25 protein-coding genes and 3 tRNA genes are annotated in these 22,716 nt (G+C 61.3%); 15 read left to right on the top strand and 13 right to left on the bottom strand.

The genetic code is table 11. The annotated features are described in order from the left end of the window. Positions 1-9: 9 nt before the first annotated feature. Positions 10-312, bottom strand: coding sequence for a hypothetical protein (locus AC1Q64_RS06410; RefSeq protein ID WP_492250803.1), 303 nt, complete (start codon positions 310-312; stop codon positions 10-12). 65 nt (positions 313-377) lie between these two features. Here AC1Q64_RS06410 and AC1Q64_RS06405 point away from each other — a divergent pair, with 65 nt between their 5' ends. From AC1Q64_RS06405 to AC1Q64_RS06395, 3 genes are read left to right on the top strand one after another with little or no spacing between them, the layout of a single operon-like run. Next, the gene (locus tag AC1Q64_RS06405; protein ID WP_492250802.1) at positions 378-941 is read left to right on the top strand and encodes a virulence factor TspB C-terminal domain-related protein; all 564 of its coding nucleotides are present in this window, start codon (positions 378-380) and stop codon (positions 939-941) included. Positions 942-945: 4 nt separating this feature from the next. Beyond that, positions 946-1,245 (top strand): DUF2523 domain-containing protein, encoded by a 300-nt coding sequence (locus tag AC1Q64_RS06400; protein ID WP_492250801.1) that lies wholly within the window; start codon positions 946-948, stop codon positions 1,243-1,245. Beyond that, the gene (locus AC1Q64_RS06395) at positions 1,242-2,432 is read left to right on the top strand and encodes a zonular occludens toxin domain-containing protein (RefSeq protein ID WP_492250800.1); all 1,191 of its coding nucleotides are present in this window, start codon (positions 1,242-1,244) and stop codon (positions 2,430-2,432) included. Before AC1Q64_RS06400 ends, AC1Q64_RS06395 begins: the two co-directional genes overlap by 4 nt. A gap of 1 nt (position 2,433) precedes the next feature. On the opposite strand, the gene AC1Q64_RS06390 is transcribed toward AC1Q64_RS06395, so the two are convergent. Together AC1Q64_RS06390 and AC1Q64_RS06385 are read right to left on the bottom strand one after the other, a co-directional pair. Further along, positions 2,434-2,676 (bottom strand): DUF6019 family protein, encoded by a 243-nt coding sequence (locus tag AC1Q64_RS06390; protein WP_492250799.1) that lies wholly within the window; start codon positions 2,674-2,676, stop codon positions 2,434-2,436. Between the two features lie 58 nt (positions 2,677-2,734). Further along, positions 2,735-3,097 carry a hypothetical protein gene (locus AC1Q64_RS06385; protein ID WP_492250798.1) on the bottom strand — a complete coding sequence of 121 codons (363 nt, stop codon included), beginning with the start codon at positions 3,095-3,097 and terminating at the stop codon, positions 2,735-2,737. 402 nt (positions 3,098-3,499) lie between these two features. Between AC1Q64_RS06385 and AC1Q64_RS06380 the strand changes: the two genes are divergently transcribed. Next, positions 3,500-4,090, top strand: a complete 591-nt coding sequence (locus AC1Q64_RS06380; RefSeq protein WP_492250797.1) for a recombinase family protein — start codon at positions 3,500-3,502, stop codon at positions 4,088-4,090. 121 nt (positions 4,091-4,211) lie between these two features. Here the strand turns inward: AC1Q64_RS06380 and AC1Q64_RS06375 are convergent, their stop codons facing one another. Then, on the bottom strand, positions 4,212-4,898 hold the full coding sequence (locus tag AC1Q64_RS06375; RefSeq protein ID WP_492250796.1) for a hypothetical protein: 687 nt from the start codon (positions 4,896-4,898) through the stop codon (positions 4,212-4,214). Positions 4,899-5,422: 524 nt separating this feature from the next. Between AC1Q64_RS06375 and AC1Q64_RS06370 the strand changes: the two genes are divergently transcribed. The 5 genes from AC1Q64_RS06370 (at position 5,423) to greB (ending at position 8,416) form a co-directional block, all read left to right on the top strand. After that, the gene (locus tag AC1Q64_RS06370) at positions 5,423-5,974 is read left to right on the top strand and encodes a hypothetical protein (protein ID WP_142142790.1); all 552 of its coding nucleotides are present in this window, start codon (positions 5,423-5,425) and stop codon (positions 5,972-5,974) included. A 381-nt stretch (positions 5,975-6,355) separates the two neighbouring features. Further along, entirely contained in the window at positions 6,356-7,360 is a 1,005-nt protein-coding gene (gene hrcA, locus AC1Q64_RS06365) for a heat-inducible transcriptional repressor HrcA (protein WP_056060538.1), read from the top strand. A 51-nt stretch (positions 7,361-7,411) separates the two neighbouring features. After that, positions 7,412-7,488: transfer RNA gene (locus AC1Q64_RS06360), tRNA-Ile, on the top strand. A 205-nt stretch (positions 7,489-7,693) separates the two neighbouring features. Next, positions 7,694-7,770, top strand: a tRNA-Arg gene (locus tag AC1Q64_RS06355). A gap of 79 nt (positions 7,771-7,849) precedes the next feature. Next, complete coding sequence (gene greB / locus AC1Q64_RS06350; protein ID WP_492250795.1) at positions 7,850-8,416, top strand: transcription elongation factor GreB; 567 nt, start codon at positions 7,850-7,852, stop codon at positions 8,414-8,416. A 77-nt stretch (positions 8,417-8,493) separates the two neighbouring features. Here greB and AC1Q64_RS06345 read toward each other — a convergent pair whose 3' ends face one another. The 4 genes from AC1Q64_RS06345 to AC1Q64_RS06330 all read right to left on the bottom strand — a co-directional run bounded on the left by AC1Q64_RS06345 (position 8,494) and on the right by AC1Q64_RS06330 (position 12,665). Beyond that, positions 8,494-10,773, bottom strand: a complete 2,280-nt coding sequence (locus AC1Q64_RS06345; protein ID WP_291435106.1) for a RelA/SpoT family protein — start codon at positions 10,771-10,773, stop codon at positions 8,494-8,496. A 97-nt stretch (positions 10,774-10,870) separates the two neighbouring features. After that, positions 10,871-11,074 (bottom strand): DNA-directed RNA polymerase subunit omega, encoded by a 204-nt coding sequence (rpoZ, locus tag AC1Q64_RS06340; RefSeq protein WP_005794722.1) that lies wholly within the window; start codon positions 11,072-11,074, stop codon positions 10,871-10,873. A gap of 16 nt (positions 11,075-11,090) precedes the next feature. Beyond that, entirely contained in the window at positions 11,091-11,711 is a 621-nt protein-coding gene (gmk, locus tag AC1Q64_RS06335; RefSeq protein ID WP_056060545.1) for a guanylate kinase, read from the bottom strand. Positions 11,712-11,747: 36 nt separating this feature from the next. Further along, positions 11,748-12,665 (bottom strand): YicC/YloC family endoribonuclease, encoded by a 918-nt coding sequence (locus AC1Q64_RS06330; RefSeq protein WP_492250794.1) that lies wholly within the window; start codon positions 12,663-12,665, stop codon positions 11,748-11,750. A 75-nt stretch (positions 12,666-12,740) separates the two neighbouring features. On the opposite strand from AC1Q64_RS06330, the gene AC1Q64_RS06325 reads away from it, so the two are divergent. The 5 genes from AC1Q64_RS06325 to hemW all read left to right on the top strand — a co-directional run bounded on the left by AC1Q64_RS06325 (position 12,741) and on the right by hemW (position 17,512). Further along, positions 12,741-13,757: a serine/threonine protein kinase gene (locus tag AC1Q64_RS06325; protein WP_492250793.1), complete on the top strand. Its 1,017-nt coding sequence runs from the start codon at positions 12,741-12,743 to the stop codon at positions 13,755-13,757. Positions 13,758-13,839: 82 nt separating this feature from the next. After that, positions 13,840-14,742 carry a PP2C family protein-serine/threonine phosphatase gene (locus tag AC1Q64_RS06320; RefSeq protein WP_056747320.1) on the top strand — a complete coding sequence of 301 codons (903 nt, stop codon included), beginning with the start codon at positions 13,840-13,842 and terminating at the stop codon, positions 14,740-14,742. Positions 14,743-14,866: 124 nt separating this feature from the next. After that, positions 14,867-15,601, top strand: coding sequence for a ribonuclease PH (gene rph, locus AC1Q64_RS06315; protein WP_056060554.1), 735 nt, complete (start codon positions 14,867-14,869; stop codon positions 15,599-15,601). A gap of 49 nt (positions 15,602-15,650) precedes the next feature. After that, positions 15,651-16,250 carry an RdgB/HAM1 family non-canonical purine NTP pyrophosphatase gene (rdgB, locus tag AC1Q64_RS06310; RefSeq protein ID WP_395456148.1) on the top strand — a complete coding sequence of 200 codons (600 nt, stop codon included), beginning with the start codon at positions 15,651-15,653 and terminating at the stop codon, positions 16,248-16,250. 14 nt (positions 16,251-16,264) lie between these two features. Then, a complete protein-coding gene (gene hemW, locus AC1Q64_RS06305) occupies positions 16,265-17,512 on the top strand; it encodes a radical SAM family heme chaperone HemW (protein ID WP_492250792.1) in 1,248 nt (415 codons plus the stop codon). A 44-nt stretch (positions 17,513-17,556) separates the two neighbouring features. Here hemW and AC1Q64_RS06300 read toward each other — a convergent pair whose 3' ends face one another. Next, the gene (locus AC1Q64_RS06300; RefSeq protein ID WP_056060563.1) at positions 17,557-17,898 is read right to left on the bottom strand and encodes an I78 family peptidase inhibitor; all 342 of its coding nucleotides are present in this window, start codon (positions 17,896-17,898) and stop codon (positions 17,557-17,559) included. 341 nt (positions 17,899-18,239) lie between these two features. Here AC1Q64_RS06300 and AC1Q64_RS06295 point away from each other — a divergent pair, with 341 nt between their 5' ends. Then, the gene (locus AC1Q64_RS06295; protein ID WP_492250791.1) at positions 18,240-19,991 is read left to right on the top strand and encodes a PAS-domain containing protein; all 1,752 of its coding nucleotides are present in this window, start codon (positions 18,240-18,242) and stop codon (positions 19,989-19,991) included. Between the two features lie 566 nt (positions 19,992-20,557). Here AC1Q64_RS06295 and AC1Q64_RS06290 read toward each other — a convergent pair. From AC1Q64_RS06290 to AC1Q64_RS06275, 4 genes are all read right to left on the bottom strand, one after another. Then, positions 20,558-20,992 (bottom strand): hypothetical protein, encoded by a 435-nt coding sequence (locus AC1Q64_RS06290; RefSeq protein ID WP_492250790.1) that lies wholly within the window; start codon positions 20,990-20,992, stop codon positions 20,558-20,560. 216 nt (positions 20,993-21,208) lie between these two features. After that, positions 21,209-21,296, bottom strand: a tRNA-Ser gene (locus AC1Q64_RS06285). 19 nt (positions 21,297-21,315) lie between these two features. Beyond that, entirely contained in the window at positions 21,316-21,999 is a 684-nt protein-coding gene (gene ureG, locus AC1Q64_RS06280; protein WP_492250789.1) for an urease accessory protein UreG, read from the bottom strand. A gap of 2 nt (positions 22,000-22,001) precedes the next feature. Then, positions 22,002-22,712, bottom strand: coding sequence for an urease accessory protein UreF (locus AC1Q64_RS06275; protein WP_492250788.1), 711 nt, complete (start codon positions 22,710-22,712; stop codon positions 22,002-22,004). Positions 22,713-22,716: the final 4 nt, after the last annotated feature.

Genomic DNA, 22,716 nt, shown 5'->3' with positions numbered 1-22,716 from the left:
GCGGCGGCTCTACTCCAGGCACTGGCGGCACTGGTGGCGATACGGGCGGTAGTGGCCCTGGCACAGGCCCCGGCACAGGCGGTACAGGCACTGGTGGCACAGGTACAGGCGGCACCGGCACGGGTGGTACTGGAACCGGTGGCGGCGGCACAGGTACTGGTGGCACAGGTACGGGCGGAACTGGCACCGGTGGCACTGGCACTGGGGGTACAGGAACCGGCGACGGTGGTACAGGTACAGGCGGCACAGGCACAGGCGGAACTGGCACAGGCGGAACTGGCACCGGTGGTACTGGCACAGGTACTGGTACACCGGTCCCTAACTATCCGAAGCCCAAGCCTGTCCCCCCCACACCCGAAGGCACATGCCCCCCCGGCATGCATAAAAGCGGCTCGTGGTGCATCAACGACCCGGTGCCACCTGATGGCGACGGTAAATGCCCCCCTGATTCCGTCAAGGTCGGCAGTACCTGCGTGTATCCCCAGCCCGGTGGCGGTGGTACTGGCACAGGCGGCGGCGGCACAGGCAGCGGTGATGGTGATGGCGACGGCGAAAAGGGCGGCTTTGGCGGCTCCTGCATGTCCGGCTTTGCCTGTGAAGGGGATGCCATCCAGTGCGCCATTGCCAGAGAGCAGTACGCCCGCAACTGCAAACTGTTCGACGACACAAGCGCTGAATCTGACCTCTACAACGCCAACAAGGGCAAGACCGGCAACCAGACCGGCGACTTACCTGGCAATGAAACCATCAGCCTGAGCGGTCGCATTGACACATCAGACCCGCTTGGCGGTGGTGGCTGCATTGGAGATTTGAACGTCACCGTATGGGGTCAGGCCGTCACCTTGCCCCTGTCCAACGTCTGCCAATACCTCGCCATGCTTGGCAACATTCTCGTGGCCGTGTCGATGCTCATGGCCGCACGCATCGTCACAAGGGGATAGAACCATGCCCATCTTTATCGCTGCCATCGGCGGCATGTTGATAAACCTCGTCGGCACCATGGCGGGCCGTGTCCTGCTTGCCTTGGGCATCAGCGTAGTGACCTACACCGGCGTCTCTTCGTCCCTCGACTGGATGAAGGCCGGGGCACTCTCCGCGCTTGGTGGTCTGCCCGCTGAAATGATCGGCCTGATTGGCTTCATGAAAGTAGGGGTTTGCATCAGCATCATCACCAGCGCTATCGCTGCCCGCGCCATCGTCAGCGGCATCAGCGGCGACAGCTTCAAGAAGTGGGTGATGAAATGATCTACCTGACCACCGGGGCGAACGGCGCCGGAAAAACGCTCATTACCCTGCGCGATGTGCGCGCCCAGCAACTCAAGGAAAACCGTCCGGTTTATTACCACGGCTTCGACATGGACGAGGCCAAGGCAGCGGAATTCGGCTGGCAAAAGTTCGACCCCAAGAAGTGGCAAGACCTGCCGGATGGCTCCATCTGCGTGATGGACGAATGCCAAAACGAATTCCCGCTTAGGCGCTCCGGTAGCGATGTTCCCGACTACGTGCAGGCCATCGCCCAGCATCGGCGGCGGCGCGGTTTTGACTTCTGGATGATCTGCCCGCACCCATCGCTGATCGATGTTTTTGTGCGTCGGCTGATCGACAAGCCTTCATGGCACCGCCACCTGAAACGGGCCTTTGGCGCCGATGTGGTGAGCGTCCTGCGCTTCTCAAGCCCTGACATGAAGTGCGAAGAACCCGGCGCAGGGGCACGCGGTGAAGTCTCGATGGTGGGCTACCCCAAGGAGGTTTACAGCTGGTATCGCTCGGCCAGCCTGCACACCGGGAAAAAGAAAATCCCTCGGGCCGTCTATGTCGTTGCCGCGTGCGTCATCGCTGTCCCTGCGGCCCTGTACTTCGCCGTCACTGGCGTCTACAAGAACGTAACCAAGCAGGCCAAACCCGCTACAGAAGCGGTAGCCAACGTGCCAGGCACAAACGGCCCCAACACCGGCAACCCAAACATGCGCCAAGTCGCCCATGTGATGACCGCCGATGAATACATTGCCCAGCGCTCCCCGAGGCTTCAAGACTTTGCGCACACGGCACCCGCCTACGATGAAGTCACCAGGCCTACAGAGGCGCCATACCCTGCCGCCTGCGTCCAGATGGGCAAAACCTGCAAGTGCTACACCCAGCAGGCCACGCTATTGCAGGTGAGCGGCGCTGTGTGCCTCCAGATCGTGGCGCAAGGCTTCTTCATGGACTGGAAAACGGCCAGCAAGGGCGACTACAGCCACCGCGACAGGGGTGACTATCAGCAGGGCCGCAACATGCCGCCAGCGGGCCAGCAAATGGCCCAAGCGGCCCCTGTTCGCTCCGTGCCAGTGCCTGACCCTGCCCACAAGCATCAGCAGGTGCAATCGACGTCTGAATGGGCACAAGGTCTAGCAGCCCGCAATGCACAGGTGCGCTCCAGCTTGACCCAGTGATTCAGTCGGCGCGTATGTCTTCGGTCTGCGCTGTCTCTTTCACCAGTGCCCACCTGTAGCCGGGTGGTGCTGCTGGCTTTTCATGTGTGCGAGTCCTTGGTCCAGCTTCAATGATGCCGTCGCGCACGCCCGCTTTGATGACCCAGTACGTGGCCCAAAAAATGGCAATCAGCACGATCAATGCAACGGCCAGTTCGAAAATTGCTTGGCGCTGCAGCGCCTCTTCAAAAGCTCTGGTGTTCATGCCCCCAAAGCTAGCACAGGCGTTCAAATGTCGCCAAAACGGATCTGGCCAGGACAATTCATGCGCTGACGGAGATAGGGCAGCGGGCCAGTGGGCGCATTGCGCGGATGCGGTCCAGGTGGCCTTTGTAGCCTGTCCGCTTCACCGGCTCAGCGAACACCAGCGCTACCTGCGCAGCCTTCACCAGCTTGCCCAGGTCGCGCACCTTTTTCGCCAGCTCACGCGCCCAGCTCGGCGTGGTCTTGCGCACTGGATAGGCCACCCGGCCCGCTGCCTTGAAAGCTGCGCCACGCTCGGTCCTGATTGCCCGCAGGAGCCGCGTCGTAGGCCGCGACGTAGCCCACACCAGCAAGCGACCGAACTGCAAAGGCATCTGCAGCGCCAGAGCTTCAGGAAATTTGCGGTAGTTGCTTGCGATCATGGTGTTCCCCTTCAGGTGTACCGGGCCCCTAGATTCCGAGCCGGACAACTGTTGTCTGTTGCCCGTGCAAGCTGGCCTTGCTTGCACCGTTCCCCTGAGTTCTTCGCCGTGCCATTAGCGTTGCAGGGATTGGGTTCCGGAGGGGGGAGGGTTTGTAAAGCGCAGCTTTATGGATTCCCCCCGCAGGAACCCAAAGAGCCGCAGGCGCGGTCCTGGCTTAGCGTTGGCCGAAGAGGCGAAGAAATCTGGGGAATGGTGCTGGGCGCTACCTCTCACGGGCAACGGACGCTGCGCGGCGAGCGCCTAAAGCTGCGAAGCAAGCTCAAGCCAATTGAAGCCTTCGATAGCGTGCACGGTTTGATACATTCGCGCTATCAAAATTACAGCTAACTGAATCCTGTTTTGACCATCTACGGCTACGCCCGCGTTTCAACCCTTGAACAGAACACGGCAGCACAGCTAGCGGCCTTTCGGCGGGCTGGCATTGATAAGGTTGTGCAAGAAAAGCGCTCGGCTGTTAAGCAGCGCCCTGAGCTCGAAAAACTCTTGACCGTCTTGGTCAAGGGCGACGTTTTGGTGGTCTACAAATTGGACCGCCTTGCTCGGTCTGTGTCTCACTTCGTCAAGGTCTTTGAGTACCTGAAATCGAAGGGCGTCGGCTTCCGTTCTTTGACGGAGTCAATCGAGACCGACACGGCACATGGCCGCATGTTCCTGCACCTGCTGTCTGCCTTCGCTGAGTTTGAACGCGAATTGATCAGGGAGAGGTGCTTAGCTGGTCAGCGTGCTGCAAGGGCTGCAGGCAAGACCTGGGGCCGAAAGCGTGCCTTGTCTGATGACGATGTAGCCCAGGCTGCAGCCTGTTGGCGATCTGGTTGGTATGACCAGCGGACCCTTGCGGATATGCTGGGGGTGTCCATAAGTAGCCTACGCGACCACATCCACCGCCATGAAGGGCGGGGCCGCTGGGCCAAAACACGATTACAAAAGTAAAAGATGGCCGCTGAGTGTGTGCGGCAGAATTCGGCCAGTAGCAGTCGGTGGTGGGTTAAAGAAGCAGACATTCAACGTTTGAGTTCAGCGGCCGCCGCAGGCGGTCCGCTGGAACGACTGGTTAGAACCCACTGAGCAAGCCCCCAGAGGGCAGACCTGGATTGTGAATGCCGCCAATCCCTAGCCCGCCCAACCCGAGGTTGGGAACTGTGCGGCTCCACGATGCCTTAACTGCCTCGCCAGGAAGCGACATGAAGTTCTGATCGCCTGATGCATCTCGCATGATCTCCACACAGCGATCGAGCGGCGTTTGCTTAAAGAACTGATGAAAGAACGCAATGTAGCCAACGGCCGCATCGCTCCAAGCAACCGAAGCAGTGTTCCCAACGATGGCCCAGTACGGGTGATCGGGCGTGGAGTTCATGGCCATGCGACACCCGGAGAATCCGAAGCACGAGGACATCGTGATGAGCAAACCGCCCTGCATAAAGTTCATCAAGGGTTGCAGTTCGCGTTGCAAGTCGTTCCAGCTGAGAAATTCGCCATCAGTCAGCCCCACGCCTTCGTCGTTTCCATGCATGCTCAGATGAAGCATCGGTCGCTTGCCCGAGAACTGCGGCTCTTGAAGAGTTTGAACTAAACGTTCTCCCAGAGCCTTCCGCAAAGCCTCAAGGCTCGACGCAAGGTGGTATGCGTGCGGAATCCGAGCTAGCTTGAGTGCGCTGCACAACGCTCGCCCTTCAATCTGATCGTCGAGAAGATCGTCAGCGGACGGAGATTCGACGATGTACACGAATCCTTCGAGCATGCATCACCTGTATTTGTGGGCTCTAACGCAATGTAGACCGCACCAAGCCGCAGGCCATATCTGGCGCTTGCGGTCTAAACTGGCACGCAGAAAACGCCGCAAGGGGCTTGTAACCTAGCGTTGTGGCACGTGAGCTGCATGAAAAAGCATTACTAAATTCAGCCATGAAACCCGCCGCCCCTCCTGTGTTGCGCGCCACACGGTTGCTGGATTTGGTCCGTGAGCGAATTCGTTCCAAACACTATAGCTTTGCGCATGGGGCTGGGCCACGCCATGGAGTCGTTCATCGTCAAACGACGGCTTTGTGGCTGTGCACTGACCAACTGCTCTGGGCCCTGAGCAGACGGTGGGCACCATTTCCCTAAACAGTCATCTATTCACAATCCGGCTTGCTCACAGTTCGAGCGATGCTGTTGGAGATCCTATATCGCAGGTTTCTCGGTCTAATTTACGTTGGTGGGCTATCAAGGCCTCCGCGCTCTATAACGGTATTCACCTGGGTATTAATGCCACTCTCGAAGCCAATGACCAGCCCGCTAACTCGCGCGGCGGTCCTCACCGCATTCGTCTTTGTCTCGCTGGGCGCCTTCCTGGACCTTGTTCAAGGGGGCCGCTTCGTTTTTTTCTACGGCGCTCAGTACACGCAAGCGGCGTTGGTGGCCTTTCTCTTCCTCCTCCCTGCCTGCGCCGGTCTGTTGCTCACCCAACCGCGTTTCACTGCCCATATGCAATGGCGCTATCCAACTCGTTGGGTGCGCTGGCTGTTCATCAACCCTCTCATCACTGTCATCACTGCAGGAGCCATAGTCGTTGCGCCTCGTGGCTGGCTCGCGGCAGGCACTTGGGCCTTCGGCACACCGCAAGCTCCTCTCGTCGCTAAGGTCATTTCGGTGGAACAGTTCAGAGCTCGCAAGGGGTGCGACCAGCATGCCACCCTCAGCCTCCTATCGGTTCAAGCAACTATCTGCCTCGCCGATCACTACGTCGGCGCCCCGCTCCGGACGGATCAGGAAGTTTTCGTTTCCGGGAAGGCCTCTTTTACTGGGTTTTTTATTGGCAACTTTGCAGCCAAATGAGTATCTTCCAGCGGCCGCCTAACGCCTCCACCAAGAGGACCAGTCGCGCTTACATGGTGGTGCGTTGAGTGTCCGCTCTTACTTGCCGCCACCGGCTGCTCCTGGCCGAATTCTGCCCCACGGCGTGGGGCGCTGGCGGGCCTGAGTAGACGGTGGGTGTAACCTGTCCGTCAACCAGAAGCCAAAATGTGGCGCTGAATGCGTGCCTTGCCTGATGAAGATGTGGCCCAGGCCGCCGGGCGTTGCCCTTCCTGCTGGTGCGACCAGACCAATCTGGCGGATATGCTTGGCGAGCCGCTCAGCAACTTGCGTGACCACCCCCACCGCCTCGGAGGCCGGGACCGCTGGGCCAAAACACGATTACAAAAGTAAAATCATTCCATGCTCGATGACCGTGCCAAGTTGTTGCTCAAAGCCCTGGTCGAGCGTTACATCGCTGATGGGCAGCCTGTAGGGTCGCGTACCCTTTCCCGTGCGTCCGGGTTGGATTTGTCGCCTGCCACGATACGAAACGTGATGGCGGACCTGGAAGAGCTAGGGCTGATCGCGAGTCCACATACCTCAGCAGGCCGTATCCCTACCGCGCGTGGATACCGATTGTTTGTGGACACCATGTTGACGGTGCAGCGAGAGTCTGTCATGCCGCCGCAGCTGGCACCTGAACAGCCTCAAAAGGTCATCGCCAACGCTGCGCAGCTGTTGTCCAACCTCTCCCAATTCGTTGGAGTGGTGATGGCACCTCGGCGTACCTCGGTATTTCGTCACATTGAGTTTCTGCGACTCTCTGAAAAGCGGTTTCTGGTCATCATCGTGTCCCCGGAGGGCGATGTTCAGAATCGTGTGATCTTTACCGAGGTGGACCACTCCCAGTCACAGCTGGTGGAGGCTTCCAACTTTCTGAACGCCCACTACGCGGGACTTGCGATGGAGCAGGTACGGGAACGCTTGAAGTCCGAGGTCGATGTGTTGCGCGGAGAGATCGCATCGCTCATGCAGGCGGCGGTCAACGTGGGTTCGGAGGCGCTGTCCGAGGCGCAGGATGAGGTGGTGATTTCCGGGGAGCGCAACCTGCTGTCGGTCAGCGACTTCTCCAGTGACATGGGCAATTTGCGCAGGGCTTTCGACTTGTTCGAGCAGAAGACTCAGATTCTCCGGCTCCTGGATATTTCCAGCCAAGCGGAGGGAGTGCGCATCTACATCGGTGGAGAGAGCCAGGTCGTACCATTTGAAGAGCTGTCGATCGTGAGCTCCCCGTACGAGGTCGATGGCAAGGTGGTAGGAACATTGGGAGTGATAGGTCCTACGCGCATGCCATACGACCGCATGATCCAGATTGTGGACATCACCTCCAAGCTGGTATCCAACGCGCTCAGCCACCGCAAGTAAGCCCCTACAATACGGCGCTTGCCACGTTGTATAGCGCTGTAGCATGGCCTGGGGGCGTTAGCTCAGTTGGTTAGAGCAGAGGACTCATAATCCTTTGGTCGTTGGTTCAAGTCCAACACGCCCTACCACCCTTGCTCGCAGGGTGGATGTATCAGCAAACGATGTGTTTTGTGATCCAAATCGCTCAGTTTGTTTTTGTAGCCTTCATCGTGCATTACAATCTCGGCTTGCGTTGAATTGACTGTCTGTTTGCATAGCCTGATTCAGGAAGGCAATCAGAAAGAAAGCAAATTTCAGGGGTTGCCAAGAAATCATGCTATAATTCAAAGCTTAGCGGCTGTAGCTCAGCTGGATAGAGTACTTGGCTACGAACCAAGGGGTCGTGGGTTCGATTCCTGCCAGCCGCACCAATGTTTAAAGCCTGCAATCGCGAGATTGCAGGCTTTTTCATTTGTCCAGGCGTATTGCGCCGATTGGAGAGTTCTGGCGATGAGCAAGGCTTTTACCAAGGAAACTGACGGTGCCGATGATGACGAGGGTTTGGCATTGCCTCCTTTGCCGCCGGGTGGCAAAAACTACATCACCCCGTCCGGGTATGCGCGTCTGAGGGCGGAGCTGTTGGATCTCATCGACAACGAGCGGCCCAAGATCGTGGATGTGGTTCACTGGGCTGCCAGCAATGGGGATCGGTCTGAGAACGGTGACTATCTTTACGGCAAGAAGCGCTTGCGCGAGATTGATAGGCGTATCCGTTTTTTGACCAAGCGGCTGGAGATCGCCGAAGTGGTGGACCCCAGTTTGCACGCGGGTAGCGAACAGGTCTTTTTTGGGGCTACCGTCACCTACTCAGACGACGAGGATGGTGAGCGCACGATCACCATCATAGGCATCGACGAGGCGGACAGTCGTATGGGGCAGGTCAGCTGGATTTCACCCGTTGCACGGGCGCTGCTGAAGTCGCGCGTTGGGGATGAGGTGCAGCTACCAACACCAGGCGGTGTGCGCCACCTTGAGGTGTTGGAGGTGCAGTACCCACCCCGTAGTGTCGTCTCGTAGCGATTGCAAACAGGCAGTGCTCCTGCGCACCACTTTCCGCGACCTGAGCGGGCTTGGTGTACTGCTGCGCCAGTGCGTCAGGGTTGTGGTGTGATTCTGGCCGCGCGCAGCACAGCCTGGGTGCGGCGCAGGTTGCGCAGTGCAAGCTCCAGGTGGGATTGGTCGCGTACTGCCACTATGAAGCGCAAGTCCGTGGTGTCCAAGGCCGCTTCATCATCCATATCCACATGGGTGATGTCGGCCTCTGAATTGGCAAGCTCTGCTGCTACCCGTGCCAGCACCCCTTTGCCGTTGTTTACGGTAACAACCACGCCCGTTTCGAACATGCGGGTGGGCTCATCCGACCAATCGACAGCGATGAACCGCTCGCTGTCTTTGTGTTGCAGACGCTTGGCGACACTGCAATGTGCGTTGTGCACCACCAGTCCCTCGCCACGGCCCAGATAACCGACGATGCTGTCGCCCGGCACTGGGCGACAGCAGGCGGCATACTGCACGGAAGCATTCTCGCTACCGTCCAGGGTCACAGCGCCTTGCGACAGGGTTTCGTGCGATGTGTAGCGCTCGCGGGTCATGAGCAGGGCATCCGGGCGGTGTCCATGCTCAGACATCAGCACCATGAGGCGCTTGGCTACGATGCTGGCAATGCGCTTGCCCAAACCCAGGTCGGTCATCAGCTCGCTGCGCGTGCGGTTGCCAGTAAACCGCAATAGTTTGTCCCACAGCGGTTGCGTCTCTGCGTTTACTGGAGGCAACTGCTCCAAGCCTTCGGCGCGAATGGCCTGGGTCAACAGCTTTTCTCCCAGCCCCTCAGATTCAGTATGAGCCAAGGTTTTGAGGTAGTGGCGGATCTTGGACCGTGCACGGCCCGTGCGCACAAAGCCAAGCCACGCGGGGTTGGGTGTGGAGATAGGGTCGGTGATGATCTCCACCACATCCCCATTCTTGAGTTCGGTGCGCAGCGGGATCTGCTCGTTGTTGATCTTGGCGGCCGTGGTGCGGTCGCCCACATTGCTGTGAATGGCGTAGGCAAAGTCCACCACGGTGGCGCCGCGAGGCAGTGCCATGATCTGGCTTTTGGGTGTGAAGACGTAGACCGCATCGGGAAACAGGTCCACCTTGACGTGGTCCCAGAACTCCGCCGCATCCCGCGTTTCGTTCTGTATGTCCAGCAAGGATTGCAGCCACTTGGTTCCGAGGCGCTCGGCTGCAGTGCCTTCCCCGTCCTGGGCCTTGTAAAGCCAGTGTGCCGCCACGCCCGCTTCGGCAATCACGTGCATCTCGTCGGTGCGCATCTGGAACTCAATGTTCACGCCCGAGGGCCCTACCAGGGTGGTGTGCAGAGACTGGTAGCCGTTGAGTTTGGCAATGGCAATGTGGTCCTTGAACTTGCCAGGTACCGGCTTGTACATCTGGTGCAGTACACCCAAGGCGGTATAGCAATCGGTCACTGTCGGCACGATGACTCGGAAGCCGTAGATGTCCGTCACCTGGGCAAAGCTCAGGTGCTTGAGGTCCATCTTCTGATAGATGGCATACAGCGTTTTCTCGCGGCCAGCCAGGCGCACCTTCATGCCGATCTTGGAGAAGGCCGCATCCACTTCGGTCTGCACTTTTTGAACCAGATCGCGTCGGCGGTTCCTGGATTTGTTGACGGCCTTCGCCAAGGTGGCGTAGCGCCAGGGGTGCAGGTGTCTGAAGGCCAGATCCTGCAGTTCACGATAGGTCTGGTTCAGGCCCAGGCGGTGGGCGATGGGGGCATAAATTTCCAGCGTCTCGGACGAGATGCGGCCCCATTTGCTGCGCGGCATGTCTGACAGCGTGCGCATGTTGTGCGTGCGGTCGGCCAGCTTGATGAGGATGACGCGCACATCACGCGCCATGGCCAGCAGCATTTTGCGAAACGATTCAGCCTGGTTCTCTTCGCGGGTGTTGAACTGCAGCTTGTCCAGCTTGGTGAGGCCGTCTACCAGTTCGGCCACCGGGGCGCCAAACCGGTCGATCAGGTCGGCCTTGGTCACGCCGCAGTCTTCCATGGCGTCGTGTAGCAGCGCGGCCATTAGCGCCTGGGCATCGAGCTTCCACGCCGCGCACTGTGCGGCCACTGCAATAGGGTGGGTGATGTAGGGCTCACCGCTGTTGCGCAGTTGCCCCAGGTGGGCTTCGTCGGCAAAACGGTACGCCTGGCGCACCTGCTCGATGCTGACGGGGTCCAGGTAGTCCAGGCTGTCGGTCAGCGCCGCGAAGCTGGCCGCAGCCGCATTGGCGGCCGCAGCGGCTGCCGAGAAATTGCCTGCCGGAGATGGTTCACCCGGCCGGGGCTGCGTTGCAGAAGGTGAATTGAGCACCGCGTTCATGCCTTAAATGTAGCGCGGGACTGCGCCAGAGGACTTTCGGGCAAAAAAAAGCACCGCTGGCGCGGTGCTTTTGGGTGGGCATTGCCCCGCAGAACGTTCAACCGGGAACCTTCTTGAGCATCTCCAGGCCCACTTTGCCTTCGGCGATTTCACGCAGGGCGGTCACAGCAGGCTTGTTGCGGCTTTCGATGCGGGGGGCGTGCCCTTGGCTGAGCATGCGGGCACGGTACGTGGCGGCCAGTACGAGCTGGAAGCGGTTGGGGATCTTTTCCAGACAGTCTTCTACGGTGATGCGTGCCATCGGTTACTCCGGGGATTCAGGTGATATTGAGCGACTGGAAGGTGTCAGCACGGGCGCGGCGCTGGGCGGCGTACTTGAGTCGCTGGGCGTGAACTACGGCTTTCAGGTCGAAAAGCGCGCGCTCAAACAACTCATTGATTATAACGAAGTCGAATTTGCTGACCTGGGCCATCTCGATGGCGGCATTTTTGAGGCGGACCTCGATGACATCCGCAGAGTCTTCGCCCCGGCGCTCCAGCCTGGAGCGCAGCTCTTCCCAGCTGGGGGGCAGGATGAACACCAGCACGGCATTGGCAAAAGCCTGTTTGATCTGCAGTGCGCCCTGGAAGTCTATTTCCAGAATCACATCCGAGCCCTGTGCAATGCGTTCTTCGATGGCCTTCTTGGAGGTGCCGTAGCGGTTGCCGTGCACATGGGCCCATTCGACAAACGCGTTGCCTTGCACCATGGCGTCAAACTCGGACTCCGACGCGAAGAAGTACTCGCGGCCATGCTTTTCCTGGCCGCGGGGCGCACGGGTGGTGTGCGAGATGGAGGGGTGGACATGCGAGTCCAGCTCCAGCAAGGCCTTGACCAGGCTGGACTTGCCGGCCCCACTGGGGGCTGCCACTACGATAAGGTTTCCTGGATAGTCCATGGTTGATGTGCGCCAGGCGCTATCAAAAAATGAGTGTTATTCGATATTTTGCACTTGCTCACGCATCTGCTCGATCAATACCTTCATGTCCACGCTGATGCGCGTGAGGTCGAGAGCGGCAGACTTGGAGCCCAGCGTGTTGGCTTCGCGGTGCAGCTCCTGGATCAGGAAATCCAGGCGTTTGCCCACTTCGCCACCCTTTTTGAGCAGGCGCTCGATTTCGTCCAGGTGCGAATCCAGCCGCGTGATCTCTTCTGCCACGTCGATGCGGATGGCAAACGCCGTGGCCTCGGTCAAGGCGCGGTCACGCGCAGCTTCGGGCAGGGTGGCGCCATCGGTGAGGGCCATGGCCTCTTTCCAGCGTTCCATGAAGCGCAGGCGTTGCTGCTCTACCAGCAGCGGAACCATGGGTACGGCTTGTTCGGCCAAGGCCCGCAGCTGCTTGACACGGTCCAGCAGCATGGTCGCCAAGCGCTTCCCCTCGCGCTCGCGGGCTGCCAGCAAAGCGGTCAGCGCTTCCTCGGCCAGGGCGGGGATCGCTTCGCTCCAGTCCTCGGTGCCAGAGTGCGCGTTGGCGCACAGACGCAGCGCGTCAGCCACGGTGAGGGGGGCGGCTGTGGGCAGCCACGCCTTGATGGAGTCTTGCAACGAATTGAGACGCTGCAACAGCCGCGCGGGCGGGTCTTGCAGGCTGTTGCTATCGTCGGTATCTAGGGCGGCTCGCACTTCGACCTTGCCGCGCTTCAGGCGCGCCGTGAGCAGGCTGCGCAGCGTGGGTTCCATGGCGCGCAGTTCGTCGGGCAGGCGGAAAGACAGGTCCAGAAAACGGCTGTTGACGGATCGGATTTCCAGTCCCAGCCTGCGCGTCTGGGGAGCGCGGGCGTCGGTTTCAGCGCCAGTGGCAGATGCGCCATGCTGTGCGCTGGCGTATCCGGTCATGCTGTAAACTGGCATTGGACTTTTTGATGGTTGCTTGCGATCCGGCGATTATCCGGGTTCCGCCTTACCCCCGAGTCATCTTCGCAAAATATGTCAAAAATCAAACCGGCCCCCTTGCCGCCCGATACCGCGATTGGCGGCTACCGTGTGGTGCGCCGGTTGTCCTCCGGTGGTTTTGGTGTGGTCTATCTGGCCCTCGATGCCGAAGGCCAGCAGGTGGCTATCAAGGAGTACCTTCCTTCGTCCCTGGCCACCCGCGCGCCTGGCGAACTGCTTCCGAAGGTGCCGCCAGAAAAGCTCTCGCTGTATCGGCTGGGACTCAAGAGCTTCTTTGAAGAAGGCCGTTCGCTGGCCCAGATCTCGCACGCCTCGGTGGTCAGCGTGCTCAACTTCTTTCGCGAGAACGAAACGGTCTACATGGTGATGAACTACCTGGAGGGCGCGACCCTGCAGGACTTCATCATCACCGCGCGCGACCTCAAGACGCAGAAGGTGTTCCGGGAGTCCACCATCCGCTCGCTGTTCGACGAGGTACTGCGTGGGCTGCGCATCGTGCACCAGCACAAGATGCTGCACCTGGACATCAAGCCCGCCAACATTTTCATCACCGATGACAACAAGGCGGTGATGATTGACTTTGGCGCGGCGCGCGAAGTGCTGAGCAAGGAAGGCAATTTCATCCGCCCCATGTACACCCCCGGCTTTGCTGCGCCCGAGATGTACCGGCGCGATTCGCAGATGGGGCCGTGGACCGACATCTACGCCATCGGCGCCTGCATTTACGCTTGCATGCAGGGCTTTCCGCCCAACGAGGCGCCTCAACGCGTGGACAAGGACCGCCTGTCGCTGGCACTGACAAAGTTGCGTGGCGTGTATTCCGACAACCTCATCGAGGTGGTGGAGTGGTGCATGGCGCTCGATCCGCTGTCTCGGCCTCAGTCGGTATTTGCATTGCAAAAGGAGCTCAGCCGCGAAGGTGAGCGCCGCTACACCAAGCTCACTGTGGGCGAGAAGATGCGGCTGCAACTCGACACCCTGGTGTCTGACACCAAGAAGAATGTGCAGAAGGTGGGTGAAGCCACCGGTATCGGAGCCAAGCCCAAATGAACCAGGCACACGCAATGCGGGTTCGGGCGAGGTACATGTCCACGGATGGCGCCCGGGTGCATCCTTGTTTGCGTGAGTCCTTATGAAGTTCTCGGTATTCCAGATCAGCCGCCGTGGCGGCCGCGAGAAGAACGAAGACCGCATGGGCTATTGCTACACGCGCGAATCGGGCCTGTTTGTATTGGCCGATGGCATGGGAGGTCACCCCGAGGGCGAAGTGGCCGCGCAGATCGCGCTGCAGACCATCTCGGCGCTGTTCCAGCGCCAGGCCAAGCCGCAGCTCAAGGATGTGCAGGAGTTCCTGTCCGGCGCATTGCTGGCGGCACATCACCAGATCCTGCGCTACGCCACAGAGAAGGGCATGCTCGACACACCGCGCACCACCTTGGTCGCGGCGGTGTTGCAGGCCGGTACCGCCACCTGGATCCATTGCGGCGATTCGCGCCTGTACATGGTGCGCGATGGTGATCTGCTGACCCGTACGCGGGACCACTCGTACATGGAGCTGCGCAACACGCCGCCGCCTGGCCTGGACAAGATCAACCGCAACGTGCTGTTCACCTGCCTGGGTTCGCCCACCAAGCCCATTTACGACATCACCGGCCCTGTGTACCTGGAGCAGGGCGACCGCATTCTGTTGTGCTCTGACGGCCTGTGGGGCACGCTCAGCGACGAAGACATCGCCAAGCAGCTGGGCCGCAACACCGTGTCGCACGCGGTGCCCGAGCTGGTGGAAGATGCCCTTCGCAAAGCCGGGGACAGCAGTGATAACGTGACGGTGGTGGCCCTGGAGTGGGAGACGCCGGATGCGTTCGAGTCCACCCAGGGGGTGTCCACTGACAGCATCAGCGACGACGTGTTTGCGTCCACCATCCAGGCGGGCCCGCTCGATGGGCTGGTGGATGATCTGGACGATGCGGCCATCGAGCGGTCGATCGCCGAAATCAACGAAGCCATTCGTCGCTCTGCTGCCCGCAAGGCCTGAACTGCCATCGGCGCTTTGGGTTGCATCCGGGCTCCCTCCATGCGAATGCATGGAATCAGATTTTTCGCCTTACATCGCCCACCTCATGACGCAGGTGGGCGACTCGCTTGATACAGAGAATCACATGACCACCTTCATCCGCACCGGCAACCGCGCCGCCAACCAACTGCGCCCTGTCCGCATCACGCGCCACTACACCATGCACGCCGAAGGCTCGGTGCTGATCGAATTTGGCAACACCAAGGTGCTCTGCACCGCCTCGGTGGAAGAGCGTGTGCCCCCGCACAAGCGCGGTAGCGGCGAGGGCTGGGTCACGGCGGAGTACGGCATGCTGCCGCGCGCCACCCACACCCGCAGCGACCGCGAGGCCGCACGGGGCAAACAGACCGGCCGCACGCAGGAGATCCAGCGTCTCATCGGCCGCAGCCTGCGCGCCGTGTTTGACCTCAAGCTGCTGGGTGAGCGCACCATCCAGCTCGACTGTGATGTGATCCAGGCCGATGGTGGCACGCGCACGGCCGCCATCACTGGCGCGTGGGTTGCAGCCCAGGATGCGGTCAACCAGTTGCTGGCCAGCGGCAAGATCGCCCAGTCGCCGCTGCTGCAGCCCGTGGCGGCGATCTCGGTCGGCATCGTGCAGGGCACGCCGCTGCTGGACCTGGAATATGTGGAAGACGTGGATTGCGACACCGATATGAATGTCGTGATGACGGGCGCTGGCCACTATGTGGAGGTGCAGGGCACAGCCGAGGGCGTGGCCTTTACCCGCGCCGAGATGGACCAACTGCTGGGGCTGGCCGAACAGGGCATCGCCCAGCTGGTGCAGCTGCAGCAGCAAGCCCTGCAAAATACTCCTTAATTGATAGCTGCTTGCGCATATTTCACTAGCGCTTGCAGCCATTTTGACCATGAAAATTGTTCTAGCATCCAATAACCGCGGCAAACTGGCCGAGTTGCAGGCCATGTTTGCGCCCCTGGGCGTGGAGCTGCTGCGCCAGGCCGATCTGGGTGTGGGCGAGGCCGAGGAACCCTTCCGCACCTTTGTTGAAAATGCCCTGGCCAAGGCACGGTTTGCATCCGAACACACCGGCCTGCCCGCGCTGGCCGACGATGCTGGCATGTGCGTGGATGCCTTTGGTGGCCTGCCGGGCGTGGACACCGCTTATTACTGCACCCAGTTCGGCTACGAGAAAAGCGACGACAACAACGTGCGCGCCTTGCTGGAGCAATTGCAGGGAGTGACCAATCGCCGCGCCGCCATGGTCAGCACCCTCGTTGCCGTGCGCAGCCCGCTAGACCCGGAGCCGCTGATTGCGGTAGGTCGGGTGGTGGGGGAGATCACCACCGCCCCCCGTGGCAGCAACGGCTTTGGTTTCGACCCCGTGATGTTCATCCCCGAGTTCGGCAAGACCTTTGCCGAGCTACCCGTGGAGGTGAAAAATGCCCACAGCCACCGGGGCCGCTCGGCGGCCCAGATGCTGGCTTTGATGCGTGAGCGCTGGCTGTAGAGGGGGCGCTGAACGTGGTTCATATTCCCATCACGCCCCAGGGCGACGTTGAGCCCGCCGTGGTGCGCGACATCCAGCACTACATGCGCCCTGGCCTGCTGCAACTGCCCAGCCTGCCGCCGCTGTCGCTGTACGTGCACCTGCCCTGGTGCCTCAAGAAATGCCCGTACTGCGACTTCAACTCGCACGAATTTCGCGCAGGGGGTACCGGCGGCGCGGTGCCCGAGCAGCGCTACATCGATGCCCTGATGGCCGACCTGGAGGCCGCTCTGCCCCTGGTCTGGGGGCGATCCGTGCACAGCATCTTCATTGGCGGTGGCACGCCCAGCCTGTTTTCGCCGGCAGCCATCGACCGGCTGATCGGCGACATCCGCGCCCGCCTGCGGCTGGAGCCAGATTGCGAGATCACGATGGAGGCCAACCCCGGTACGTTCGAGAAAGACCGTTTTCGCGCCTTCCGCGCGGCGGGCGTCACACGCCTGTCGGTGGGGGTGCAGAGCTTTAACGACCAGCACCTGAAGGCCCTGGGCCGCGTGCACGACCGTTCCCAGGCGATGGCGGCGGTGGAGGAGGCTGCTGCGTCCTTCGACACCTTCAACCTCGACATCATGTACGCCCTGCCGGGCCAGACGCTGCCAGAGCTGGAGCAGGACCTGCGAACGGCGCTGGCCTTCAAGCCGCCGCACATCTCCATCTACCACCTCACCATCGAGCCCAATACCTACTTCGCCAAGTTCCCCCCAGCCATCCCCGAGGACGACCAGGCCTACGCGATGCTTGACCGGATCACGGAGATGACGGGGCAGGCGGGTATGGCGCGGTACGAGATTTCTGCGTATGCGCAGCCGGGCCACCAGTGTTTTCACAACACCAACTACTGGCAGTTTGGCGACTACCTGGGCATCGGCGCGGGTGCGCACAGCAAGCTGAGCTTTGCGCACCGCGTGGTGCGGCAGGTGCGCTTTCGGGACCCCGCGCGCTACATGGACAACGCCCTGGCAGGCCATGCCGTAGCGCAGGACGACGAGGTGCGCCGCGCCGATCTGCCGTTTGAGTACATGCTCAACGCCCTGCGCCTGCGCGAAGGCTTTGCGCTGCAGGACTTCATGGCCCGCACAGGCCTGCCGTTGACCGCCATCGCCAAGGGCCTGGAGGCCGCCGAGCGCAAGGGCCTGATCGAGCGCGACATGGCGCGTGTACGGCCTACCGAGCGGGGCTTTGACTTTCTGAGCGATCTGCAGGCGCTGTTCCTGGCGGACTGACCGCGCGGGTTTCAGTCACCCCTCATCGGCAGCGCAACATCATCTCAACCGCACTTTGCGGCGAGGATGCGGCCGGTGCCGTCCACCTCCAGGTTCAGCCGCTGGGTGTCGTATTCCTTGGTGATGATCTGCCCGGGGCGCAGGATGCGCGCCGTCTGCGCGCCCGAGCGCTGACGGGCAGATTCAACAACCGATGCGGTGCTGTTTTGCCCCACGACAAACTGCGCGGGCTGGGCGTTGCACACGCTGGCGGGGGGTGATCCAGACCCTGCGGCGGCCGAGCCCGCCGATAGCGCGGGTGTCTGCCCATAACCCGCGCAACCGGTGACGGCCGCTCCCAGGGCCAAGCAGCAGGCGACGGCAAAAGTGGGTCGGGTCTTCATCATGGCAGCGGGCTCCTGAGTTCAAAACGCCCACCATAGCGGAATGCAGGTGCCATGGGGTTTCCGTAGCAATATGGGCCGGTTTCCAGCCGTAACGGGCTGTTGCCTGCATCCGTCTCCGCTGGAGCGGGTTCTTGACTTGTATCAAGATGTGTTGTGACATGGCAACATGCTCGCCAACTGATCGCGGGGCCACCACTCCTCGACGGGTTGCCGTAAGCCCGGTTCCGCACAATGGAGCGTCCGCCGTTGTGCGTTGTGTGTTGGCAACGGCGGGCCCTTGCCATCTGGGGCTGCGTGATGCGCGGGCCTGTGTCGACGTCACCGTACCGAACCTTCTGACCATGCCTGACGATTCCCGCCTTCGCCTCATCCGTGCCCTGGGCGACACCCTGGATGGTCTGGATGTTGCGCTGTGTGCGTTTGACGACAGCGACCGCACGCTGGCCTGGAACAGTACCTTCTTCAAGTTCTTTCCAGAGCACGCGGGGCATGTGTACGTAGGCGAGCCTTACGAGGCCAACCTGCGCCGCTTCTACACCCAGCGGCTGGATGCCCAGGAGCTGCCCAACATCGAACGCTACATCACGGCCGGTGTTGAGCGGCACCGCGCACAGACCCGGCCTTACAGCTTTGAGCACCGGGGGCTGCGCGTCCATGTGTCGTCGTTGCCCATCGATGGCGGGGGGCGGGTGCGTGTGTGGCGTGCCGAGGCGCTACCGGCTCAGAGCGAATCCATTGACAGAGCCGCGCAATCCAGCGCCGACATCCACGAACCCGGCTACCTGCGCAGTCCGGTGATCGAAAGCACCGAACTGTTTGACCGCATTCCCGATGGGCTGATGATCTGCGCTGAAGACCAGCGCATCCAGTGGGTCAATCAGCCCTTCATGCAGATGTACCACCTGCCAGACCGCGCTGCCGCAATGGGGCTGGCGTTTGACGAGGTGTACCGCCACGCATGGTCCGTCGGGGGTGAGGGCGACATGGCACCGTTTTACGACGGTCTTTCGACCTTGCAGGAGCACATGCGTTTTGCGGGGGCGCCGTTTGAAGTGCCCTTGCCACGCAGCCGCTGGAGCCGCGTCATCGCCAAGCAGGGCAGCGATGGCACGGTGTTCTACGCCCATGTGGACATCACCGAGCTCAAGCGCCAGCAGCGCTTGCTGGCGCAGGCCGAACGCAGCGCCCGCGACAGCGAGGCGCAATTGCGGGAGAAATCCATCCTGCTCGAAGCCACGCTGGAGCACATGGACCAGGGCGTGGCCAAGATCAGCGCCACGGGGGTGGTGGAGCTGTGCAACCGCCGGGCCATGGAACTGCTGGACCTGCCGGCCGAGCTGATGGCATCCAAGCCCACGCTGGTGAATGTGCTGGCCTACCTGCGGGCTCGTGGCGAATTCCAGGGCGCATCGCAGGAAGTGCAGGACCTGCTGCGACACAGCAATGGCGGGGTCGATCAGCCCCAGGTGTATGACCGTCCCCGGCCCGATGGCCGCATCCTGGAGGTCCAGACCGTGCCCATTAAAGGCGGCGGCGCGCTGCGCACCTTCACCGATGTCACCCAGCGCAAGCAGGCCGAGCAGCAGATCCGCCATGTGGCAGAGCACGACGGCTTGACGGGCTTGCTCAACCGCACCGCCTTTTTGCAAGCATTGCAGGCCGCAGCCACCGACGTGCACCGGTCGGGCCGTGGCTTCGCTGTCTTGTACGTGGATCTGGATGGGTTCAAACCCGTCAATGACCGCCACGGGCACGCCGTAGGTGACCAGTTGCTGGTTTGGGTGGCCCGGCAACTGACGCAGGCCGCGCGCGAGGACGATGTGGTGGCGCGCCTGGGCGGCGATGAGTTCGCGTTGCTGCAGCGGGGCGTATCGGACGGTGACAGTGCGTACCGCCTGGCCGACCGCCTGGTTCAAGCCCTGAGCCGGCCCACCGAGATCGAAGCGCATGCGCTGCAAATCGGCGCGTCCATCGGTATTGTCCTGTCGCCCGGTGACGGCACCGAGGCCGAAGAACTCCTGCGCAAGGCCGATTCCGCGATGTACCTGGCCAAGGCCACGGGGCGGGGCTGCGCAAGGATTTACGGAACGTGAACGTTGGGCTGCCCGGGCGCTTAACCCACGATCCCTTTCTGCTGCTGATCGACGGAGCTTAGAGGAATCGGTCCTGTCCTACATGCCCACATTGGTCACCGTCCTAACATTGGTCTGTCGATCCCCTCGACATCCCTCCCGCTTGCATCGTGCAAGTGTTAAGCCCGCAACCTGCGGGCTTTTTTTTGTCCGCCCTTCGGCATCACCACGGGGGTGAAAAAAGCGACTGCGTCGTAGGTCTTTTGCCGGGCGGCAAAGCCCCGGAGCCCATCTGTTGGCACCATTGCGGAATGGGTGATGTCGTCATCATCCGGCCATCCCAGCGCGCTACATCACAAGAATGATTCTGTACAAACCCGGCACGCAATTTCTCTACAAAGGCAGAACGGTGAGCGTGGACTACGTCATTATCAAACGCACCGGTCTGTGGATCCGTTTGGCGCACAGCGAAGAGGTATGCCGCCCTGAAGATTTGACCCCCATCGCACCGCAGGGAGCGGGACTGGCGAGGTGAAAGAAAGGCCACACGCAGGGCACAGGCCCGGCGTGGCACCCCACCGGGAGGTCTACTTGAGCTGCTGGGACAACCACAACAGCCCCCAAACGATCGCCACCAGCTGAACCAGGTTGACGAAGAGCGCCGCCGAATGCACGCGGCGAAAGTGGTGAATCGCTCCGTCGCTACTCGCCTCGATCTGTGCACCGAGCTGCTGCATGGCTTGCAGCAAGTGCTTGCGCAGCAGCGAGACGATGCAGGCATTGACCGCCACGCCGATTGCAAAGGCGTACCTGCCCCAAAGCGCATAGCTTACAAACGCCCCCAGTGACGCCCAGAACGCAGCACGGTAGTACACGTTGAAAAACCCCCGAACGAACCGCGCGTCCAGTGGGGTGTCATGTTTTAGCGTAAGAAGCGGCAGACCGCCCATCAAGAAGTAGGCGGTGGTGACCAGCAGGGCCACCGTGAAAAAGAACGATGCGTAGAGGGCCGACGACAACATCTTTCTCTCCTCGACATGGCTAGTCACTTCAGGCCGCAGGCCCGTACCCAATTTCTCCATCCTGCCCATGAATGCGGCAAGGTTCAGTAAAAACGCAGTCTAGGGGGCAGATGCGTTCTTGTGAATTGGGTTGGGTGAGGGGTGGTCAGCCACAGACATGTTGCTGCACTGGCCTTTGCGCACATTTCGCTGTTGTAGCTGCGCCGGGCCAAGAACTGGCGGAGACTGTGAGATTCGAACTCACGGACGGTTGCCCGTCGGCAGTTTTCAAGACTGCTGGTTTAAACCACTCACCCAAGTCTCCGGGAGGGAAGGCGCGAATTCTAGCCGACTGCGGGTGCTGATTTTTTCAGCATGCCCCGGTTCTCGATGAACTTGACCACATCGGCTACGCCAGCCAGGGTTTTGAGATTGGTCATCACAAAGGGCTTGAGGCCCTGGGCGTTGGTGCGCATGCGGGTGGTGTCGGCGTGCATCACATCCAGGTTGGCGCCCACGTGGGGGGCCAGGTCGGTCTTGTTGATGATGAACAGGTCGCTTTTGGTGATGCCAGGGCCGCCCTTGCGGGGGATTTTTTCGCCAGCGGCCACATCGATGACGTAGATGGTGAGGTCGCTCAGCTCGGGGCTGAAGGTGGCGGCCAGGTTGTCGCCGCCGCTTTCGACAAACACGATGTCGGCGTTGGGGAACTCGCCCAGCATGCGGTCGATGGCTTCGAGGTTGATGGAGCAGTCCTCGCGGATGGCGGTGTGGGGGCAGCCGCCGGTTTCCACGCCCAGGATGCGCTCGGCGGGCAGGGCGCCGCTCACGGTGAGCAGGCGCTGGTCTTCCTTGGTGTAGATGTCGTTGGTGATGGCGATGAGGTCATAGTCATCGCGCATGGTCTTGCACAGCATTTCCAGCAGCGTGGTCTTGCCGGAGCCCACGGGGCCGCCGATGCCCACGCGCAGCGGGGGCAGGTTCTTGGTGCGGTTCGGTATGTGATGCAGGTTGCTGGTGGTGGTCATCGTCATGATCGGAAGAGGCGGGAGTATTGGGTCTCGTGCTGGGCACTCAGGATGGCCAGCATGGGGGAGAAAGCCTGGCGCTCGCTGTCCATCAGGCCGATGGCGTGGTCCGCGGCAGCAGGGATTGCATCGGCCAGTCGGGCCAGGATGCGCTGGCCTGCGCTTTGGCCCAATTGCATGGATTTGAGCGCTGCCTGCACCATGTTTTCGGCCCAGCCAAAGGCGTAGGCCAGCAGCACGTCGCGCACGGGCGCCTGCGTGGTGGAGGCGGCTAGCGCAAACGCCACGGGGTAGGTGGGGGGAAGGGCGGCCAGGTGGCGCACGGCGGGCATATGGGTCTCGTCGCCCTGGTTCTGATTGCGTAACCAGTCGGCCATCGAGCGACCCATTTGCTCGGCCTGCAGCCGCAGTTCGCTGGTTTCGCGGGTGTGTTGCACCCAGTCGTTCAGTTCGCGCACATGCGCCCAGTCGGCGCGCCGCCACGCGCCCACGGCCTTGGCGATGAGGGCCATGTCGCCACGGGCCTGGGTGATGTGGAGCTGGTCCAGCAGCCAGTCGCCCACGGCGGCTTCGCTGGCCAGGCCGGCGTTTTCAATGGCGCTTTCCAGCCCCTCAGAATACGAGAACCCGCCCACGGGCAGTGCGGGGGAGGCCAGCCACATCAGCTGCAAGAAGCTGGTAGCGGGCAGGGGCGTGGGGCGGTCCAGGCGCATGGGG

The sequence above is a fragment of the Acidovorax sp. GW835-FHT14G06 genome (assembly GCF_058793595.1).
This window is presented reverse-complemented; position numbering and strand designations above follow the sequence as displayed.

What these genes read in the sequence shown, in the direction of transcription:
- ureG (WP_492250789.1), bottom strand. Translation starts at nt 21,999, where the DNA reads ATGACCACCACCAGCAACCTGCATCACATACCGAACCGCACCAAGAAC.
- AC1Q64_RS06320 (WP_056747320.1), top strand. Translation starts at nt 13,840, where the DNA reads ATGAAGTTCTCGGTATTCCAGATCAGCCGCCGTGGCGGCCGCGAGAAG.
- AC1Q64_RS06405 (WP_492250802.1), top strand. Translation starts at nt 378, where the DNA reads ATGCATAAAAGCGGCTCGTGGTGCATCAACGACCCGGTGCCACCTGAT.
- AC1Q64_RS06295 (WP_492250791.1), top strand. Translation starts at nt 18,240, where the DNA reads ATGCCTGACGATTCCCGCCTTCGCCTCATCCGTGCCCTGGGCGACACC.
- AC1Q64_RS06345 (WP_291435106.1), bottom strand. Translation starts at nt 10,773, where the DNA reads ATGAACGCGGTGCTCAATTCACCTTCTGCAACGCAGCCCCGGCCGGGT.
- gmk (WP_056060545.1), bottom strand. Translation starts at nt 11,711, where the DNA reads ATGGACTATCCAGGAAACCTTATCGTAGTGGCAGCCCCCAGTGGGGCC.
- AC1Q64_RS06370 (WP_142142790.1), top strand. Translation starts at nt 5,423, where the DNA reads ATGACCAGCCCGCTAACTCGCGCGGCGGTCCTCACCGCATTCGTCTTT.
- AC1Q64_RS06290 (WP_492250790.1), bottom strand. Translation starts at nt 20,992, where the DNA reads ATGTTGTCGTCGGCCCTCTACGCATCGTTCTTTTTCACGGTGGCCCTG.
- greB (WP_492250795.1), top strand. Translation starts at nt 7,850, where the DNA reads ATGAGCAAGGCTTTTACCAAGGAAACTGACGGTGCCGATGATGACGAG.
- rdgB (WP_395456148.1), top strand. Translation starts at nt 15,651, where the DNA reads ATGAAAATTGTTCTAGCATCCAATAACCGCGGCAAACTGGCCGAGTTG.
- AC1Q64_RS06330 (WP_492250794.1), bottom strand. Translation starts at nt 12,665, where the DNA reads ATGCCAGTTTACAGCATGACCGGATACGCCAGCGCACAGCATGGCGCA.
- AC1Q64_RS06300 (WP_056060563.1), bottom strand. Translation starts at nt 17,898, where the DNA reads ATGATGAAGACCCGACCCACTTTTGCCGTCGCCTGCTGCTTGGCCCTG.
- AC1Q64_RS06385 (WP_492250798.1), bottom strand. Translation starts at nt 3,097, where the DNA reads ATGATCGCAAGCAACTACCGCAAATTTCCTGAAGCTCTGGCGCTGCAG.
- rph (WP_056060554.1), top strand. Translation starts at nt 14,867, where the DNA reads ATGACCACCTTCATCCGCACCGGCAACCGCGCCGCCAACCAACTGCGC.
- AC1Q64_RS06275 (WP_492250788.1), bottom strand. Translation starts at nt 22,712, where the DNA reads ATGCGCCTGGACCGCCCCACGCCCCTGCCCGCTACCAGCTTCTTGCAG.
- AC1Q64_RS06375 (WP_492250796.1), bottom strand. Translation starts at nt 4,898, where the DNA reads ATGCTCGAAGGATTCGTGTACATCGTCGAATCTCCGTCCGCTGACGAT.
- hrcA (WP_056060538.1), top strand. Translation starts at nt 6,356, where the DNA reads ATGCTCGATGACCGTGCCAAGTTGTTGCTCAAAGCCCTGGTCGAGCGT.
- AC1Q64_RS06395 (WP_492250800.1), top strand. Translation starts at nt 1,242, where the DNA reads ATGATCTACCTGACCACCGGGGCGAACGGCGCCGGAAAAACGCTCATT.
- rpoZ (WP_005794722.1), bottom strand. Translation starts at nt 11,074, where the DNA reads ATGGCACGCATCACCGTAGAAGACTGTCTGGAAAAGATCCCCAACCGC.
- AC1Q64_RS06400 (WP_492250801.1), top strand. Translation starts at nt 946, where the DNA reads ATGCCCATCTTTATCGCTGCCATCGGCGGCATGTTGATAAACCTCGTC.
- AC1Q64_RS06390 (WP_492250799.1), bottom strand. Translation starts at nt 2,676, where the DNA reads ATGAACACCAGAGCTTTTGAAGAGGCGCTGCAGCGCCAAGCAATTTTC.
- AC1Q64_RS06325 (WP_492250793.1), top strand. Translation starts at nt 12,741, where the DNA reads ATGTCAAAAATCAAACCGGCCCCCTTGCCGCCCGATACCGCGATTGGC.